Annotated in this window: 13 protein-coding genes; 2 read left to right on the top strand and 11 right to left on the bottom strand. The window is 69.1% G+C overall.

Going from position 1 to position 17,392, the window contains the following annotated elements:
* The first annotated feature begins 158 nt into the window (after nucleotides 1-158).
* Nucleotides 159-1,328 (top strand): 4-hydroxybenzoate 3-monooxygenase, encoded by a 1,170-nt coding sequence (locus SK803_RS29095; protein WP_319969318.1) that lies wholly within the window; start codon nucleotides 159-161, stop codon nucleotides 1,326-1,328.
* A gap of 172 nt (nucleotides 1,329-1,500) precedes the next feature.
* Nucleotides 1,501-2,367 carry an IniB N-terminal domain-containing protein gene (locus tag SK803_RS29090; protein WP_319969317.1) on the top strand — a complete coding sequence of 289 codons (867 nt, stop codon included), beginning with the start codon at nucleotides 1,501-1,503 and terminating at the stop codon, nucleotides 2,365-2,367.
* 277 nt (nucleotides 2,368-2,644) lie between these two features.
* Here SK803_RS29090 and SK803_RS29085 read toward each other — a convergent pair whose 3' ends face one another.
* The 11 genes from SK803_RS29085 to SK803_RS29035 form a co-directional block, all read right to left on the bottom strand.
* A complete protein-coding gene (locus SK803_RS29085; protein ID WP_319969316.1) occupies nucleotides 2,645-3,445 on the bottom strand; it encodes an ABC transporter ATP-binding protein in 801 nt (266 codons plus the stop codon).
* Entirely contained in the window at nucleotides 3,429-4,196 is a 768-nt protein-coding gene (locus SK803_RS29080) for an ABC transporter permease (RefSeq protein ID WP_319969315.1), read from the bottom strand. The genes SK803_RS29085 and SK803_RS29080 overlap by 17 nt, the downstream gene beginning before the upstream one ends.
* Nucleotides 4,193-4,936: an ABC transporter permease gene (locus tag SK803_RS29075; protein ID WP_319969314.1), complete on the bottom strand. Its 744-nt coding sequence runs from the start codon at nucleotides 4,934-4,936 to the stop codon at nucleotides 4,193-4,195. The genes SK803_RS29080 and SK803_RS29075 overlap by 4 nt, the downstream gene beginning before the upstream one ends.
* A gap of 80 nt (nucleotides 4,937-5,016) precedes the next feature.
* Complete coding sequence (locus SK803_RS29070) at nucleotides 5,017-7,746, bottom strand: nSTAND1 domain-containing NTPase (protein ID WP_319969313.1); 2,730 nt, start codon at nucleotides 7,744-7,746, stop codon at nucleotides 5,017-5,019.
* A gap of 114 nt (nucleotides 7,747-7,860) precedes the next feature.
* A complete protein-coding gene (locus tag SK803_RS29065) occupies nucleotides 7,861-10,578 on the bottom strand; it encodes an nSTAND1 domain-containing NTPase (RefSeq protein ID WP_319969312.1) in 2,718 nt (905 codons plus the stop codon).
* Nucleotides 10,579-10,771: 193 nt separating this feature from the next.
* Entirely contained in the window at nucleotides 10,772-13,489 is a 2,718-nt protein-coding gene (locus tag SK803_RS29060) for an nSTAND1 domain-containing NTPase (RefSeq protein ID WP_319969311.1), read from the bottom strand.
* Between the two features lie 167 nt (nucleotides 13,490-13,656).
* Nucleotides 13,657-14,391 (bottom strand): pseudouridine synthase, encoded by a 735-nt coding sequence (locus tag SK803_RS29055; RefSeq protein ID WP_319969310.1) that lies wholly within the window; start codon nucleotides 14,389-14,391, stop codon nucleotides 13,657-13,659.
* On the bottom strand, nucleotides 14,384-15,277 hold the full coding sequence (gene scpB, locus SK803_RS29050; protein ID WP_319969309.1) for an SMC-Scp complex subunit ScpB: 894 nt from the start codon (nucleotides 15,275-15,277) through the stop codon (nucleotides 14,384-14,386). Before scpB ends, SK803_RS29055 begins: the two co-directional genes overlap by 8 nt.
* Complete coding sequence (locus SK803_RS29045; RefSeq protein ID WP_319969308.1) at nucleotides 15,277-16,131, bottom strand: segregation and condensation protein A; 855 nt, start codon at nucleotides 16,129-16,131, stop codon at nucleotides 15,277-15,279. The genes scpB and SK803_RS29045 overlap by 1 nt, the downstream gene beginning before the upstream one ends.
* Nucleotides 16,128-16,454, bottom strand: coding sequence for a hypothetical protein (locus SK803_RS29040; RefSeq protein WP_319969307.1), 327 nt, complete (start codon nucleotides 16,452-16,454; stop codon nucleotides 16,128-16,130). Before SK803_RS29040 ends, SK803_RS29045 begins: the two co-directional genes overlap by 4 nt.
* A complete protein-coding gene (locus tag SK803_RS29035) occupies nucleotides 16,451-17,374 on the bottom strand; it encodes a ParA family protein (RefSeq protein WP_319969306.1) in 924 nt (307 codons plus the stop codon). Before SK803_RS29035 ends, SK803_RS29040 begins: the two co-directional genes overlap by 4 nt.
* Nucleotides 17,375-17,392 lie beyond the last annotated feature (18 nt).

Below are 17,392 nucleotides of genomic sequence, written 5' to 3'. Positions count from 1 at the left end.
TCGGAGCGGTGTCGTCGTTGCGGGGAGATCGCGACGGTCAACCACTCAGAGTAGTGATGCTGCTCCAAAAGACCCCAGTTGACCGACACGAGCAGGTTCCAGTCCACTACCTGCGGTGAGCATCTAAGCACAGCAGGCCTAGGGCTAGGAGAACCCAGTTGAAGAGCGCTGTAACGATCGTCGGCGCGGGGCCGGCCGGTCTGACCTTGGCAAACTTGATCCAGCAGTCAGGTATCGACTGTGTCGTGCTGGAAAAAGCTAGTCGCACCCATGTGGAAACACGACCACGGGCAGGAGTCCTGGAGCATCGCTCTGTAACCATGTTGGAGTCACTCGGTCTGGCAGATCGTTTGCTGATGGAAGCAGACCGTCACGGAACGTGTGAATTCCGCGTGAGCGGCCAGGCGTTCCAGGTGGCCTACAGCGACCTGTATGGCGACCGCCAGCACTACGTCTACCCCCAGCAGGAAGTCGTCAAGGACCTCATCGGGGCATTCCTGGACGCCGGGGGTGACATCCGGTTCTCGGTCAGCGACGTGGAGTTGCGGGATCTGACGTCTTCTACGCCGTCCGTGGCCTTCACCAGCGCCGATGGGGTTCGCGAGACTGTCACGAGCGACTTCGTCGCCGGGTGTGACGGGTTCCACGGCGTGTGCCGGCCGGCCATTCCCGAGGGGGTGCTGACGGAATTCTCGCACCAGCACGGAATTGAGTGGCTCGCCATTCTCGCGGAGGCCCCTCCGTCGACTAAAGCCATCATTTACGCGCTGCACGAGGACGGCTTCGCCGGCCACATGTTGCGATCACCTTCCATTTCTCGCTTCTACCTCCAGGTGCCGGTGGGAACCAATTCGTCAGACTGGTCCGACGAACAGGTCTGGGAGGCACTGCACAAGCGCTTCGCACTGCACGACTCCACGTGGTCCCTGACCGAGGGGAAGATCATCGAAAAGCGCGTGCTCGACATGCGCAGCCACGTGGTGGAGCCGATGTCCTACGGCCGGCTGTACCTGCTGGGTGACGCAGCCCACATCATCACTCCGGTCGGCGCCAAGGGCATGAACCTCGCGATGAACGACGCCGCAACGTTCGGACGTGCACTGACGGACTTCTACGCGACCGGATCCGAGACCGGGCTCAAGACCTACTCCGACGACTGCCTGCGCCGGGTCTGGCGGGCACAGGAGTTCTCCCAGTGGATGGTGAACATGATCCACACCGACGTGAGCTCGCCGTTCTTCGGACGGTTGGCCCAGGCCCGGCTGGAGCACCTGGCCGAGTCACCGGCTTACCGCGCCACCTTCGCGGAGAACTACGTCGGACCGTGAGGGCAAATATCTCCCCCTGTGGGGTGAGTCCCCCGCTCCCCTAACGAGTGAAGCGGACCCCCTAGGGATCTCATTTCGTCACGATCTGGGGCCAACTCCCGATGCAGGGGGATGTCGTTCATCCATACGGTTCAACACGACATCCCCCGATCCACCCAGGAGCTCGAGTTCCATGCAGCAGACCGAGACCACCACCGTGCAGACCGGCCCGACCACGGCGCAGGCCGGTGACACCACCGTCGAGACCGGCGGCACCACGGTGCAGGCAGCTGAGCCGACCACCCTGCACGACTTCACCCTCGGCCTGCTGACCGACCTGGACGCACGTGAGGCGTTCCAGCAGGACCCGCTGGGCTGCCTCGAGGCCGCGGGTCTCAGCGACATCACCGCCGACGACGTGCACGACATCCTGCCGCTGGTCCTCGACGCCGCCTCCGTCCCGAACGTCGACGTCCTCGAAGACGTCCTCGGCGGCAGCGAGCTGCCCGCCGTCGACAGCCTGCTGCAGATCGCGGGCAACGCGGAAGGCGCCGCCGGCGTCGCCGACATCGCGGCCCCCTCCGCTCTCACCGCGCTGGTCTCCGACTTCTCCGGCCTGGGCGACGTGTCGAGCACCCTCGACGCCACGCTTTCGCAGGCCACCGACGTCGTCCCGAACATCTCGAACGTCTCGGACATCGCCTCCGACAACGCGGTCGTCACCAAGGTCACCGACATCGCGGGCATCGACGGCATCGACGGTCTCGGCAACGTGCACGACGTCGCCGACGTGCTGGTCAAGGACATCGACACCGACGTCCTAGTGAAGGACGTCGTGGACACCGACGTGCTGGTCAAGGACGTCATCGGCTCGGTCGACGCCGGTCACGTGGACGTCGCGGACGTGGTTGACGTGACCGACAACGTGGTCCAGAACGTCGCGCAGGTCGGCGACGTGCACCACGACCTCGGCCAGGTCATCGGTGACGTCAACGTCGGCGACATCGACGTGCTCGACGGTGGCGTCGGCAACGGCAACAACGTGGACATCCACTTCTGAGTTCTCGAACGTTCCTGGCGGTTCACGGGGGAACGGCCGGCGGGCGCCCTGAGCTCTGCCCCCGAGCGCGGGGCGCCCGCTGTGTCACCGGGCCCTGAAAGGCTTTTGCACGACCTTCCCGCTGTGTCTGGCCTCCTCCTCCCTCCTGCGAGGCCAGGCGCGCAGAACGCAGTTGAGCCCCGGACCGCGACGGCGGTCCGGGGCTCAACTGCGCCTTGATCTTTTTCCCAGTTCTTCCCAGATTTCCCAGTCAGAGCGGGACTTCGGTCACGGTCCGTCAGGAAGAGACGGTCTCGCTGAGCGACTCGCGCTCGGCGGCGGCCCACTTGTCGACGTCCATGGCGGGCTTCCCGCCGACGTTCAGCAGCCGTGCCACCTTGGACCGCAGCGCCACGAAGGCGTCGTCGGTCCGCGTCGTCACCTGGTTCCGCTCGGCGGGCAACGGCACCTCCAGATCGGCCACCAGCCGGGCAGGAGAGCCGCTCAGGACGAGGATCCGGTCTCCCAGGTACACCGACTCGTCGATGTCGTGCGTGACCACTAGAACGGTCGTGTCGTGCTCACGACGCACGCGCAGCAACAGGTCCTCCAGCTCGAACCGCGTCTGCGCGTCCACCGAGGCGAACGGCTCGTCCATCAACAACAGCGCGGGCCGGTACGCCAGAGCACGCGCGATCGCCACACGCTGTTGCATGCCACCGGAAAGCTGGGCAGGCCGCTTGCGGGCGGCCGCACCGAGACCGACCCATTCCAACGCCTCCGCGGCGCGCGCACGACGCTCGGCGCGCGGCAGGGACTGAAGCGGGAACTCGACGTTGCCCTGCACCGAGAGCCAGGGGAACAGCGAGCGGGAGTAGTCCTGGAACACCACCGCGAGGTGGGACCCGTTGAGGGACACGTCGCCGCGCGATGGCGCGACGAGCCCGGAGATCGTGCGCAGCAGTGTCGACTTGCCACACCCCGACGGACCCACCACGCACACCAGCTCGCCGGCGCGCACGGTGAATGTGAGGCCACCGATGGCCTCATAGTCGCCGTAGGTGTGGCCTAGGTCGGCCACCTCAAGCATGTTGCTCATCCCGACTCCTCGGTTGCCACGCCAACGCTCTGCGTTCCACCGCCAGAAGTGCGGTGTTGAGTCCGTAGCCGAGGACGCCCAACAGGACGATCCCCGCCCACATGCGCGTGTAGTCGAACTCGCGCTGTGCCTGCATGAGTTGTGAGCCGATGCCGTTGTCCGTGCCCACGAGCTCGGAGATGACCATCAGCACCAGCGAAAGCGACAGAGAGACCCGCAGGCCGGCGAAGATCTTGGGCGAGGCCGCCGGCAGCACCACTCCGAGAACCCACTGCCAGCGCGGGATCCGGAAGACCGCGGAAGTGTCCACTTTGGTCACGTCGACGGAACGAGCACCGTCCACGCTGTTGAGCAGCACCGGCCAGATCACGCCGAAGACGATCGTCGCGAGCTGCATCGACGTACCTGCCTTGAACAGCAACAGGAACACCGGCACCAGCGCGGGCGGCGGGATCGAGCGCAGGAACACCAGCAGTGGTCCCGCGTACTCCATCGCCCGGTCGGAGCGGCCCAGCAGCAGGCCGAGAGCCACGCCGATCACCGACGCGATCGCCCAGCCCAGCAGCAGCCGCCCGATCGACGGCATCACGTGCTCGGTGAAGTTCTGCGGCTCGAGGACCCACCACTCCCACGCCGCCGAAAGGATCTCCGACGGTGGAGGGAAGAACGGGTCGTCCGCCAGCCAGCCGAGCAACTGCCACACGGCGACGAGCCCGGCGAACACGGTCCACCGTTGAAAGAACTTGGTCACCAGGCCACCCAACGCCGGCGGACACGCTCGAGGCCGTTGTTCAGCAGGACGCCGATCGCGCCCGCGACCACGGTGCCGACCAGCACCTGGTCCATCCGGCCAGGCCCGCTGCGGGCCTCCATGATGAAGTACCCCAGGCCCACCTGGCTGCCCGCCATGAGCTCCACACTCACCATCACGATCAGAGCTGTCGTCGCAGCGAGCCGGATTCCGGTGAGGACGAACGGCAACGCGCTCGGCAGTGCCACCCGGAACAGCACACCCAGCCTGCGGGTGCCGAAAACCCTTGCGGTGTCGACGAGCAACGGATCCAGTTCGTCGAGCGCGTAAATGGTGTTGAACAGGATCGGCCACAGTGCCGCGTAGACGGCGAGCGTGATCTTGGTTTCCGGGCCGAAGCCCAGCATCACCAGCGCGAGCGGAATCAGTGCCACAGAAGGGATCGGGCGCAGGAACTCGATGATCGCGCGGGTCGCGTGGCGTACGGCGGGGACGCTGCCGAGCACGAGTCCACTCGGCACCGCGATGGCGACGGCGATCACGATGGCGATCAGCACCGCCAGGACCGTTGCCACGACATGGGTCATGAACTCCGGCGAGGTCAGTTGCGTGACCAGCTCACCGAAAACGACGGACGGTGGTGGGAGCGCGTGTGCAGGGATGAACGGAGAGCGTCCTAAGAGCTCCCAGAGCACGAGAAACCCGGCGATGCCGAGGAGTCCCCTTGTGAACGCACGCACTCGGTCACCCTAGAGAGTGGATCTCTCCTTCACAATGCGTGCTTGCTCAACTCCGGCTTGTTTCCCGCCGGCGGGGCGCTTCAGCAGACCTTGACGCGCTCCACTTCGCCGAAGCTCTTCACCCATTCGGAGTCCGTCAGCCGTGCGCCGTCTTTTTCACACATCTTCTTGATGATCTGGCCGCTGTCGAGCTGGTACGGCAGCAGCTCCGGATCCTGGCCCCCGCCGCGCACCAGGAAGTCGTGGAACTGCGGCCGGTACACCGCCCGCGTCGAGTTGCCGTGCCCGACGACGTACACGAGCCGGTCCGCTCGGCGGTCGGTGGTGTAAAGCTGCTGCACTTCGAAGATGTTGTCGCGGACCACGGCCACGCGGTCGTCGTCGGAGAACGAGACACGAGCGCCGTACCGCAACGCGCTGTCGAGCTTGGCGCGCAGCACGGGCGTTCCGCTGGGCACGCGCTGCCACACCTCGACGACCGACTCGGGTGAGTGCTCGACGGCGAGCCATCGGCCGTCACCGCTGTAGGTGATGCCGCGGACGTAGACCGGCTGGAGCAACGGTGGCGCGGCACGTTCGAAAGTTCCGCCGATGCTCCAGAACTCGATCGTCGTGACGCCCGCCGCCGCGTCCCAGGCGGCGGTCGCGAGCTCACGGCCGTCCTGGCTCAGCGCGACGGTCTCGGCGTCGCGCACCGGGATCGGCAGCTCCCGCGGCCGGCGGGGGTCGCCCAGGTCGAGCAGCACCCCGCGCTCGGAGGTGTCCGGCGTCGGCAGGCCGAGCTCGACCGCCCCGCCGATCTTGCCGACGACCCGCGAGCCGTCCGCGCTGATGTCGAGGACCTGGAACCGGTCGGGCAGCGGTGCGAGGTAGTTGATGTCGTTCGCGTCGTTGACCGACCACAGGTGCTGCCGGCCGGTGGCGTCCTTCGTGACGGCACGGCGTTCGGCGAGCTTCACGACCCGGTGGTGCTCGGCGAACCTCTTGCCGGGCACCGCGCGGTCCTCGTCGAGGCCCCACATCCGGTCGGTGCCGTCCTCGTCGGTCACCGCCGCCAGCTCACCGCGCGGCCCGACCAGCACGTCGGCGTCGTCCTTCGGCGTGCCGGTGAACGGGATGCCGCGCGCGACCGCGTTCGCCAGCCGCAGCACCTTCTCGGCCTCGGCCGACGGGTAGACCTTGTAACCGACCAGCGCGTACTTGTCCGCGTACGGCCGGCGCTGTTCCATCAACGCCTCGGACTCGGAGATCGCCTTGCCGCCGAGCTCCCGGTCGTGCGCCTCGGTGAGCTTGCGCTCGTTGGCCAGCGCGTAGACGACGGTGCCGGGCACCAGTGCGAGCAACACGGCCATCACCGCGATCAACGCCGTCGACCGCCGCGTCTCGCGTTTGACGCTCTTGTCGACGAACCTGCGTTCCTGGACCGTCAGGAAGTCGCCGAGATCCTTGGCCTTGCGCAGCCGGGCACCCCGGTAGAGCGCCAGCGGGTCGCGGTCGCTCGCCTCCCACAGCTCGATCGCGGTGACGAGCTGCTGGTGCGTGCGGAGGTTCTCGCCCTCCTCCTCGATCCACGCGGCGAGCTGCGGCCAGCGCAGCACCACGTCGTGGGCGAGCTCGATGCCGTCCTCGGTGAGCGTCACCAGCCTGGCCTTGGCGAGCAGGTCCAGCAGCGGAGGGTCGACGTCCAGCCTGCGGTTCCGTCGTTGCGCGTTTCCGTTGCGCTGCACCGAGACCAGCCTGAGGAAGACGCGCCTGACCGCTCTTCGGTCGTCGTCGGTGAGGGTCTCGAAGAAGGCTTCCGCCGCCCGCGCGACGACGTGCTCGATGCCGCCGGACTCTTCGAAGCCCGCCAGCGACAGCGTCATACCGCGCTTGCGCCGCCACGTCTCGACGAGCGCCTGCTGCACCAACGGCAGCGCGTGCTGGTTCGCGGCATCGGCGACCAGCCGGGCGATGACGGCGGTCTCGACGGTGGCGCCGATCTTGGCGGCGGGCTCGGTGATCGCGCGGCGCAGCTGGTCCGCGCTCATCGGCTCGATGGTGATCTCGGTGCCGCCCAGGCTCTTCTCGAGCAACCGGTCGCGGTGGTCCGCGCGGACCGCGAGCACCACGTGGGGGCAGCGGGCGAGGGCGGCGACGAAGTCGTCCTGGTCCAGCGCCTTCTCGAAGTCGTCGACGAGCAGCACGAGGCCGGGCCGGTGTTGCCGGACGCGCAGCCGGAGGTGGTCGGGATCCTGCCGGAACTCGTCGGCGAGCTGCTCCTCGGTCACGTCGTCGAAAACCTCGGTGAGGACGCGTGCCAGGTCCTCGAGGGCGTTCTTCGCGGGCGTGATCACCACGGCGTCGTCGAGGGCGGGCAGGAGGCCGGCCTGGAGCAGCGACGTCCGCCCCGATCCGGAGGGCCCGACGACAACGGTGAGCGGCTTCGCCTTGACCGACTCGACGACCTGCTCGACCAGACACTCACGCCCGAAGAACCGCTTGGAATCGTGCTCGGTGAACGGCACACCACCGGGATACGGCGCGTTCGGGTGCAGGGGCAGCGCGTGTTCGGCAGCCAGCTCACGCCAGCGCTTCGTCCACGGCGTGGCATCGCCTTCACACGCCCGGACGAACGCCAGCGTCAGGGCCAGCGACGGCAGCTTCCGCCCACCGGCCGCGTCGGACAACGCGGTGGGCGAGTAGTTGGCCCGCCTGGCCAGCTCGCGGTAGCTCGGTTTGCCCGCCTGATCGCGCAGTCTCCGCAGGTCACCGGCGAACCGCAGCAACGCGGTGTCCTCCGGACCCAGCGGTCGTTCCCCTCGTGGCATGCCGCCTCCTGGCCGGATTGTCCACCAGAGGTTTGCCCGCCGTCTAACACCCCGCTAATCGGTCACCATCCGGACGCCTGCTTCGTGATCGTTCCACCTATGTGGACGTGCGGCTCAGTCGCGGCACGGCGGAGTGAACGCGATGTCCCCGAAGTACCGCTCCCACTCCTGCCGGCTCATCCGCGGAATCGCCTGCTCGCAGATCCGCACCGCCGGATCACGCGGGTCCACGTCCCACAGCCGCACCGCCCGATCCGCGCCACCCGTCACGACCTCGTCACCCTTGGGCGTGAGCCCCACCGCCGCCACCGGCCCCGCATGACCGCGCAGCAACGCCTGCTCGACCGGTTCGCCCTGGTCAGGAAGCTGCCACAGGCGTACCAGGCCGTCGTTGGTGGCGATCGCGACGCTGTCGGCGCCGAGCCACGCCGAGGTGATGTCGCCGCCGCCGGACGGGATCTCGGCGCGCAGGACCGGGTCGCGCGGGTCGGTGGCGTCCCAGAGGTGGACGGCGTTGTCGGCGGTGGTCATCAGCAGGTCGTCGCCCGCGAACTGGGCGCCGCCGGCGAACTCCTTGGTCAGCGACAGCAGCTTGGCGTCGCGCGGGTCGGCCACGTCGACGAGATGGACGGCGCGGCCGGTGGTGACGGCGGCGAGGATCCGGCCGTCGGAGCGGAACGCCATGCCCGCCAACGGACCCAGGCCCAGCTGGGTGCTGACCAGCAGTCGCGGGCGTTCGCGGCGGAGGTCGGTCCAGAAGCTCAGGGCGCCGTCGTGATCGGTGGTGACGAGAGTGGTGCCCTGCCAGGCGATCGCCGAGGCGCGCACCGGGAGCACGGCCAGTTCGCGGGGTTTGCCGAGGGAGACGTCGACGACGTGGACGGCGCCGTCCTCACCCGCGGAGGCGACCAGGCCGCCGGTCGAGTCCATCGCCAGTGCGGTGACGGCGCCGGCGTGCCTGGCGGCCTCGTGGGAGGTGCGCGGGGACGGCAGGTCGGCGAGGTCGGTCAGCACCACCGTGCCGTCGCGGTGGCCGGTGGCGACCTGTTGCTGGGTCGGGCCCACCACCAGCGCGGTCACCTCTGACTGGGCTTCGCGGAGCACCTGGGAGGGCACGTCCTCCTGGCGCAAACCGTTGCGCGCCTGGGACAACGGCACGAGCTGGTAGGCGGCCAGCGCGACCTGCTGGGCCAGCGCGGGGTTCGTGGAACGCAACGCCTGTGCCTCGCCGACCGCCTTCAGCACGGCCGCGGCGGCGCGTTGTTCCTCGGCGGTTCTGCCGGCCTGCAAGGCGAAGGCGGTCGTGCTGGCGGCGACGACGATCAGGGCCGCGAGCGCGGCGAGCAGCTGGCGCTGGCGGCGGGTGCGTCTTCGGGCGCTCACCGAGACCTCTTCCTCTGCGGCCAGGCTCGCGGCGAGGAACGCGCGCTCCCTCGCGTTCAGGGACAGGCCTTCGGGAACGTTCGCCAGCCGGCGTCCCCGGAACAGCGCGCCCGCGTCCCGGTCGAGCGACTCCCAGGTCTGCGTGGCTTCGGTGAGTTCGCGCTGTGCCTTGATGTTCTCGCGGTCCTCCTCGACCCAGCCCTGGAACTCCGGCCAGCCGCGGATCAACGCCTCGTGCGCGAGCTCGACACCGTCCCGGTCGATCACCACGAGCCGGGCCGCTGCCAGCGCCCACAACACTTCCTCGTCGGCTTCCAGCTCGTCGGGGTGCGCGCGGCGTTTGGTTTCCTCGGCGGTCACGAGCCGCAGCAGGATCCGTTTCGCGTGCGCCTGTTGCCGGGTGGTGAAGCCGTCGAAGAGTTCCTGCGCGGTGCGGGCGACGGCGTGTTCGAGACCGCCGACCTCCTCGTAACCGGCGATGGTCAACGTCATGCCGCGGCGGTGCTGCCACGTCTCCGCGAGCGCGTGCGACAGCAACGGCAACACCGCGGCCTGCCCCACGGCGTCCGCCATCAGCCTGGCCAGCAACGCCGTCTCGACCTTGGCACCCACGACCGCGGCGGGTTCGGTGATGGCGAGGCGCAGCTCGTCCGGCGACATCGCGCCGACCATGACCTGGCTGCCGGCGAGAGCCTCCACCAACTCGGGGTGTTGCGCGCAGTGCCCGTAGTAGTCGGCCCGCACACCGATGACGACCTTCGCGCACCTCGTGAGCGCCGCGATGAGCCACGTTCTCAGCTCCTCGCTGCGGCACAACGTGAACAGCTCCTCGAACTGGTCCACGACCACGAGGTGCCCGTGCCTCCTGCCGAGCTCCTCCACGTCCTTCAGCTCGTCGGCGAGCTCGACCGCGTCCTGACCGGTGAGCCGGGCGAGCGCGACCGCGCACTCCTCCACCGGGTTCGCGCCGGGCGTGAACAACAGGACGGGCTCGCGGGTGCGGGCGATCAACCCGGCCCGCAGCAACGACGACTTCCCCACCCCGGACGGCCCGAACACCCCGGTGAAGCGGTTCCTCGTGGTCAGCAACTCGGCCGTCAACCGCTCACGCCCGAAGAACTTCGGCGCGTCACCGGGCTGGAACATCGCCAGTCCCACATAAGGACTGTCACCGCCCGCGTGCGGTTCGGACCCGGCGACCTCCCGCCACCGCCGCGCCCACTCCTCCGGATCAGCGTCGCAAGCCTTGGCATAGGCCTTGGTCACCGCGAGACTCGGCAACTTCCGCCCACCGGCGGCCTCCGACAGCGCCGCGGCCGAGTAGTGCGCCCGCCGGCTCAGCTCCCGATAGGTGGGGCTGCCCGCACGCTCCCGCAGCCGGCGCAGATCCGCCGCGAACCGCAGCACACCGCTCTCGCCCTCGTCGAGAGGGCGTTCCCGTCTCGGCATCCCGCCATTGTTCAGAGAACTTTGTTCAGCGGCCAACGCCTGACCGTGAACAACCCGTTCGCCCTAACGTCGCCAGGAACGCGTCAACACTGCGGGGAAGGCCCGGTGCTCGCGCCCCGAACCGGCGCCGGTGTGGCCGTGGGTGGCCGAGCCCCAGGTGGCCACCCACGGCTCAGCACCCCTCAACTCCGGATCAGCACACGGGCACGCGTTCGATGTCCGGGAAGTGCTTCGCCCAGTCCTCGTCGGACAGCTGCGGCCCGCCGAGACACAGGGCCTTGGCCACCTTCTCGACGTCCGTGCGCAACGGCCACACCGCGTCCGCGGTCACCGCGACGAACCCCTCCTTCGCCGGCCAGTAGTCGAAAGCCGAGACGTCCTGCGGGAAGTTCTCGAACGCGGCGAGCGACACGGGTTCGTGCCGGTTCTTCAGGCTCCGCACGTGCGCGGACCGGTCCGTGCCGATCAACACCTGGCTGCTGTCCTGGGCGAAGGTGACGGTGAGGCCGGTGCGCGGCGGCACGGGGAACTCGGCCCAGTCGACCGGCTGCGCGGGATCCGCGACGTCCCACACCCGCGCGGTTCCCGTCGCGGTGTCGATCAGCAGGAGAAACCTGTTGTCCGGGCTGAAGTAGCTGTCGTCCCAGAGGCCGGGGATCGTGTTCTCGCCCGCGCGGCGGAGCGTCTCCCCGTCGAACCGCCACAACTCCACGACGCCCGGGCCGAACCGCTGCACCACGAGGGTCCTGCCGTCCGGCGAGAGACGCATGTCCTTCACCTGTCCTTCGCCCGGGACCTCGGTCGCGCGCATGCCGCCGGAACCGTCGTAGGTCCAGACCGTCGGCACGCCGGGCCGGATGGAGACGACTCCGACGAACCTGGACAGAGTGCTGTCCGCCGTGACGTGGATGGGCGTCGAAGAGATCAGGGCGAGCTTGCGCGGCTGTGCGGGATCGCTCGTGTCCAGCAGCACCACCCCTTCCTCGGTGGTGGCGACCACGCGCCGGTCGTCGTCGCTGACCGCCTCCACCCTTCCGGTGAGACGCAGCCGCGGGACGACCTCGCGGTTGCGCAGGTCCCACAGGTTCGTGGCGAACACCATGCGGTCGGAGTCCATGAAGAACCGGCCACCGCGGGTCTTGAGCAGAGGTGAGAACGACACCCCTTGCAGGAAGCGGTCCCGCCGGGCGGAGGCGTCGACGCTGAGCAGGTGGTCGCGGGTCGTGTTGTCGGGCGCCACCCGGTAGGCGGCGAGGGCCAGCCGGATCGCCTCGCCGGTGTCGGTCGACAGCAGCGCGAGCCGGCGGGCGTCGGCCGCCGCCACCCCTGCCACGGCGAGATCTCGCTGCCGCGACACCTCCCGCGCCTTGTCCATCGCGAAGACGACGGTGCCGGCCAGCAGCAGCACCAGCACGGACAGCGCGCTCACCACGATCTTGGCGCGGCGCGCGCGGCGGCGGCCGTCGGCCTGGCTCGCGGTGAGGAAGGCGCGCTCGGGTTCGGTCAGCGACGCCGGGTCGAGCTCCCCCGCCTGAGCGAGGCGAACGCCCTTGTAGAGCAGGTCGCGGTCGCCGTCCCACCCGGCGGCGGCCTCGGTGAGCTGGTGGTGGACGCGCAGCGCTTCGCGGTCCTCTGCGATCCAGTCGCGCAGGCGTGGCCAGGAGCGGATCAACGCTTCGTGGGTGAGTTCGGCGTGCTGCTCGGTGACGGTGACGAGACGCGCGTTCGCGAGGTGTTCCAGAACCTCGGCGTCGAGGCCGTCGCGGGTGGTGCGGCGTTTGGTGTCCTCAGTGCCCTCACCGAGTGCGATCAGACGCAGGAAGATCATCCTGGCGGTGTGCCGCTGGTCCTCGGTGAGCTGGTCGTACACGACCTCGGCAGTGCGGGCGATGGCGTGCTCGACGCCGCCGGCCTCCTCGTAGCCGACCAGCGAGAGCGTCATGCCGCGCCGGCGGTGCCAGGTCTCGACGAGGGCGTGCTGGACGAGCGGCAGCGCGGCCGGCTGGCCCGCGACATCGGCCACCAGCCGCGTGACCAGGGCCGTTTCGACGGCGGCACCGACGTGCTGGGCCGGTTCGGTGATGGCGCGGCGCAGCTCGTCGGTGCTCATCGGGCCGACGAGCAGCTGTGCGCCGTCGAGTGCCTCGACGAGTTCGGGGTGGCGGCCGATGTGGCCGAAGAAGTCGGCGCGGACCCCGATGACCACGTGCGGGGCGTTGACCAGGGCTTGGACGAACCAGTCGCGTTGCTCGGGGCCGCAGACGGTGAAGACCTCCTCGAACTGGTCGATCACCAGGACGAGGTCCTCGTAGTACTGCCTGACCAGCAGGCCCAGTGCCAGCGGATCGGCGAGTTCGGCGCGCAGGACCACGGCGGAGTGCCCGGTCAGCTGGGCGAGGCGGACGGCGCACTCGTCGAGCGGCTGCACGCCCGGCGTGAAGATCAGGGAGTTGGTCAGGCGCGGGAGCAGGCCGGCGCGCAGCAGGGATGACTTGCCAGAGCCGCTCGCCCCGAAAACGCCGACGAACGGGCGTGCGCTGGTGAGTTCGACGAGTTTCGCGGTGAGCTTCTCGCGGCCGAAGAACCGGTCGGCGTCTTCCTTCTGGAACGCCTTGAGTCCGACGTACGGCGCTTCACCGGTCGGGTCCGGCGGGGCGGCGATCGCACGCCATCGTTGTTCCCACTCCCGCACGTCGCCGTCGCAGGCCTTGACGTAGGCCAGCGTGACGGCGAGCGACGGGAGTTTCTTGCCTCCGGCAGCGTCGGAGAGCGTCGCCGCCGAGTAATGCGCGCGTGAAGCGAGGGCCCGGTAGGACGGTTTGCCCGCCTTGTCCCTCAGCTTGCGGAGGTCGGCGGCGAAACCGCCGAGTTCGCTGTCAACGCTGTCCAACGGACGTTCGGTGCGTGGCATGTCGGTCTCCCCCCGTGACCGATTGTCTACACCGTGTTGTTCAAAGTGCATGGCCGACCCCTTACAACGTCATCGCCGTAGCGTTCCGGTTGCAAGGTGAATGGGGGTTCACCGCAGGTCGCCCCTCCGGACTCGGGGCCGGAGGGGCGAGCGGGTTCAGATTCTGATCAGAGACCGACGAGCTTGTAAAGGCCGCCGACTTCCTGGCGGTTCAGGACGCGCATCGAGCCGGGACGCTGGTTGCCGAGCGACACGTCACCGACCGCGACGCGCACCAGCGACTGCACCGGGTAGCCGACGTGCTCGAGCAGGCGGCGCACGATGTGCTTGCGGCCCTCGTGCAGCACGACCTCGACGAGCGCCTTGCCGGGGACGGCGCTGATGAGCTTGAAGGAGTCGACCTTGACCGGGCCGTCATCGAGCTCGATGCCGGCCTTCAGCTTCTTGTTGAGACCCTTCTCGACCGGGCCGGGCACCTCGGCGAGGTAGGTCTTCTTGACGTTGTAGCTCGGGTGCATCAGCCGATGTGCGAGCTCGCCGTCGTTCGTGAGCAGCAGCAGGCCCTCGGTCTCGGCGTCGAGGCGCCCGACGTGGAACAGCCGCTCCGCGCGGTTGCGCACCAGGTCGCCCACGCACGGCCGGCCCAGGTCGTCCTCCATCGTGGAGAGCATGCCGAACGGCTTGTTCAGCGCGATGGTGACGACGTCCTCGCGGATCTGCACCCGCACGCCGTCGACGTGCACCACGGCGGTCTCGGGATCGATGCGCCGGCCCTGCTCGCGCACGACCTTGCCGTCGACCGACACCCGCCCTTGCTCGATCAGTTCCTCGGAAGCACGGCGCGAGGCGACCCCCGCCTGCGCGAGCACCTTCTGCAGGCGCACGCCTTCGTTCTCAGACATCGTCGATCGCATCCACTTCGGGCAGCAGCGGCGCGATTGCGGGCAGGTCGGCGAGCGACGACAGCCCCAACCGCTCCAGGAACAGTTCGGTCGTGCGGTACAGGATCCCACCCGTGTCGCTGTCCGTGCCCGTCTCCTCGATGAGCCCCCGCGCGACCAGGGTCCGGATCACACCGTCCACGTTGACGCCACGGACCGCCGCGATCCGCGCCCTCGTCACGGGCTGCCGGTAGGCGATCACCGCGAGCGTCTCCAGGGCCGCGCGGGTGAGTTTCGCGCGCTGGCCGTCGAGCAGCAGCTTCTCCACGAACGGGGCGTACCGGTCCCGCGTGTAGAACCGCCAGCCGTCCCCCGCCCTGCGCAGGTCGATCCCGCTGCCGGACTCGGTGTACCGGGTGGAGAGTCTACGGAGTGCTTCCTTGATTCGCTTAACCGGCTGCTCAAGGGCACTGCTGAGCTGGTCTTCGGCGATCGGGCTGTCGACCACGAGCAGCACGGACTCGATCGCCGCCTCGAATTCCTGGTCGTTCGTGAGGTCCGGGAGACCGCTGTCCTCGATGGCTTCCTCGGGGGCGGCGGCGAGGAGCTGGGCCTCGAGGGTGGCGGCGTCGGCGGCGTCCGCGGGGTCGGCGGCCGGAGGCTCCGGGTCGGCCTCGGTGGGCGCGGCGGCCTGGAGGTCAGGTTCGGGGTCGGCGGGCTCAGCAGCGGGTGCCGGCTCGGCGAGAGGTTCGGGCTCCGCGGTGCCAGGTTGGGCAGCCTCGGGCTCGGCGCCGGTCGGCGCAGCGGATTCCGGCACGCCGGCGGTGTCGTTGTCGCCGTCGTTGTCGAACGCCGGTCCCGAGTTCTCGATCTCCGCCGCGTCCGGCCCCACCAGTGGCTCGCTCATCAGCCGTAGTCCTCATCCTCGTGGCCGGCGTGCACCTGCGCCTGCGCTTCCTCCAACGTCCCGCCGACCCACGTCACCCGCAGCGGCCCGAGCGGGTCCTCCTGCTCGAAGGCCAGCGACTTCTCCCGGTACAGCTCCAGCAGCGCCAAGAAGCGCGCCACGACCTCCATCGTCTCGGTGCAGTCGGCGACGATCTCCGTGAACGACGCCGTGCCGCGCTCGACCAGGAAGGTCCGCAGCTTGTCCGCCGTCTCGCGGATCGACACCCGGTGCTGGTGGATGTGCTCGACCGACAGGGTCCGCTTCTGCTTCGGCCGGAACGCGGCGGCGGCGATCAGGGCGAACTTGCCGGGCGTCACGCCGAGCATCACCTCGGGCAGCAGTCCCTCGAAGCGCGGCTCCAGCGACACCGACCGCGGATACCGGCGGAACGCACCCTGTTCCAGTTCGGCGAACAGCGCCGCGACCTGCTTGTAGGCCCGGTACTGCAACAGCCGCGCGAACAGCAGGTCGCGTGCTTCCAGCAGCGCCAGGTCGTCCTCGTCCTCGACGTCGCCGGTCGGCAGCAGCCGGGCGGCCTTCAGATCCAGCAGGGTCGCCGCGATCACCAGGAACTCGGTGGTCTCGTCGAGGTCCCACGCCTCGCCCATGCCGCGCAGGTGCGCGATGAAGTCGTCGGTGACCGTGTGCAGCGCCACCTCGGTCACGTCGAGGGTGTGCTGCGAGATCAGCTGCAGCAGCAGGTCGAAGGGGCCCTCGAAGTTCGTGAGCCTGACCTTGAACTTGCCATCGTCCGGAGCGGCGACTTCAGCGGCAACTTCAGCAGCGACTTCAGCGGGAGGTTCCTCGGTCACTGGTCGCGCAACCTGCGTACCAGCAGCGATGCGTCACCGTGCGTCTCGAGGTCGTCCAGCACGATCGCGATCGCCTCACGCACCACGCGCCCGCGGTCCACGCCGAGCCCGTGCGAGCCGCGCAACGACAGCCGCGCCTGCTCCAGAGCCATCAGCTCCTCGTCGGACACGTACACCGTGATCTTCGTGGTGTGCTTCGTGCGCCCGGACCCGCGGCGCTGAACCGGCGGATCAACGGCCTCCGGAGCAGCCTCGGGAACGGGAGCAGCCGCGGTCAGCCGGAAAAGCTCCGCCGCCCCCGGCAGTGAAGGGCGACGGTTCACCGGGCGATCACCTCGCGAGCCAGCCCGCGGTAGGCGTTGGCGCCGGCGGATCGCGGCGCCCAGCGGGTGATCGGCTCGCCCGCCACGGTGGTCTCCGGGAAGCGCACCGTGCGGTTGATGACCGAGTCGAACACGATCTCGCCGAACGCCTCCACGACGCGTGCCATGACCTCACGCGAGTGCAGCGTGCGCGGGTCGTACATCGTCGCGAGGATGCCGGTGATGTTGAGCTTGGGGTTCAACCGTTCCTTGACCTTCTCGATGGTGTCGATGAGCAGCGCCACCCCGCGCAGCGAGAAGAACTCGCACTCCAGCGGGATCAGCACTCCGTCCGCGGCCGCGAGGGCGTTCACCGTGAGCAGGCCGAGCGAGGGCTGGCAGTCGACCAGCACGTAGTCGTAGTGGTCGATCACGGGACGAAGGGTGCGCACGAGCGTGTGTTCGCGACCTACCTCGGACACCAGCTGGATCTCGGCCGCCGACAGGTCGATGTTGCTCGGCAGCAGGTCCATGTCCTCGACCATGGTCTTGCGGATGACGTCGGGGACGGCGGTGTCGTTCTCCATGATGACGTTGTAGATCGTGGTTTCCAGCTGGTGCGGGTGCACGCCGAGGCCCACCGAGAGCGCGCCCTGCGGGTCGAAGTCGACGAGCAGCACCCGCCGGCCGTACTCGGCCAGCGCCGCGCCCAGGTTGATGGTCGTCGTCGTCTTGCCGACGCCGCCCTTCTGGTTGCACACCGCGAGGATCTTCGCCGGGCCGTGGTGCAGCAGCGGCGGCGGATCCGGGATGTGGCGGCGCGGGCGGCCGGTCGGACCGATGCCGTCGACCTGCTCGTGAGCGACATCGTCCACCGGCGCGGCGTGCGGGGCCAGGTTCAGATCGGCACGGGGCGCGAAAGCGTGCTCCGGTGTCGACATGGCTGGCGTTCCCTCACT

The organism is Lentzea miocenica, assembly GCF_033949945.1.
Taxonomy (GTDB): Bacteria; Actinomycetota; Actinomycetes; order Mycobacteriales; family Pseudonocardiaceae; genus Lentzea; species Lentzea miocenica.
The sequence above is the reverse complement of the archived record's forward strand: the minus strand, read 5'-3'. Positions and strand labels throughout refer to the sequence as shown.

Coding starts and splice junctions, on each gene's coding strand:
- SK803_RS29090 (WP_319969317.1), top strand. CDS start 1,501: ATGCAGCAGACCGAGACCACCACCGTGCAGACCGGCCCGACCACGGCG.
- SK803_RS29085 (WP_319969316.1), bottom strand. CDS start 3,445: ATGAGCAACATGCTTGAGGTGGCCGACCTAGGCCACACCTACGGCGAC.
- SK803_RS29070 (WP_319969313.1), bottom strand. CDS start 7,746: ATGCCACGAGGGGAACGACCGCTGGGTCCGGAGGACACCGCGTTGCTG.
- SK803_RS29065 (WP_319969312.1), bottom strand. CDS start 10,578: ATGCCGAGACGGGAACGCCCTCTCGACGAGGGCGAGAGCGGTGTGCTG.
- SK803_RS29060 (WP_319969311.1), bottom strand. CDS start 13,489: ATGCCACGCACCGAACGTCCGTTGGACAGCGTTGACAGCGAACTCGGC.
- SK803_RS29055 (WP_319969310.1), bottom strand. CDS start 14,391: ATGTCTGAGAACGAAGGCGTGCGCCTGCAGAAGGTGCTCGCGCAGGCG.
- scpB (WP_319969309.1), bottom strand. CDS start 15,277: ATGAGCGAGCCACTGGTGGGGCCGGACGCGGCGGAGATCGAGAACTCG.
- SK803_RS29035 (WP_319969306.1), bottom strand. CDS start 17,374: ATGTCGACACCGGAGCACGCTTTCGCGCCCCGTGCCGATCTGAACCTG.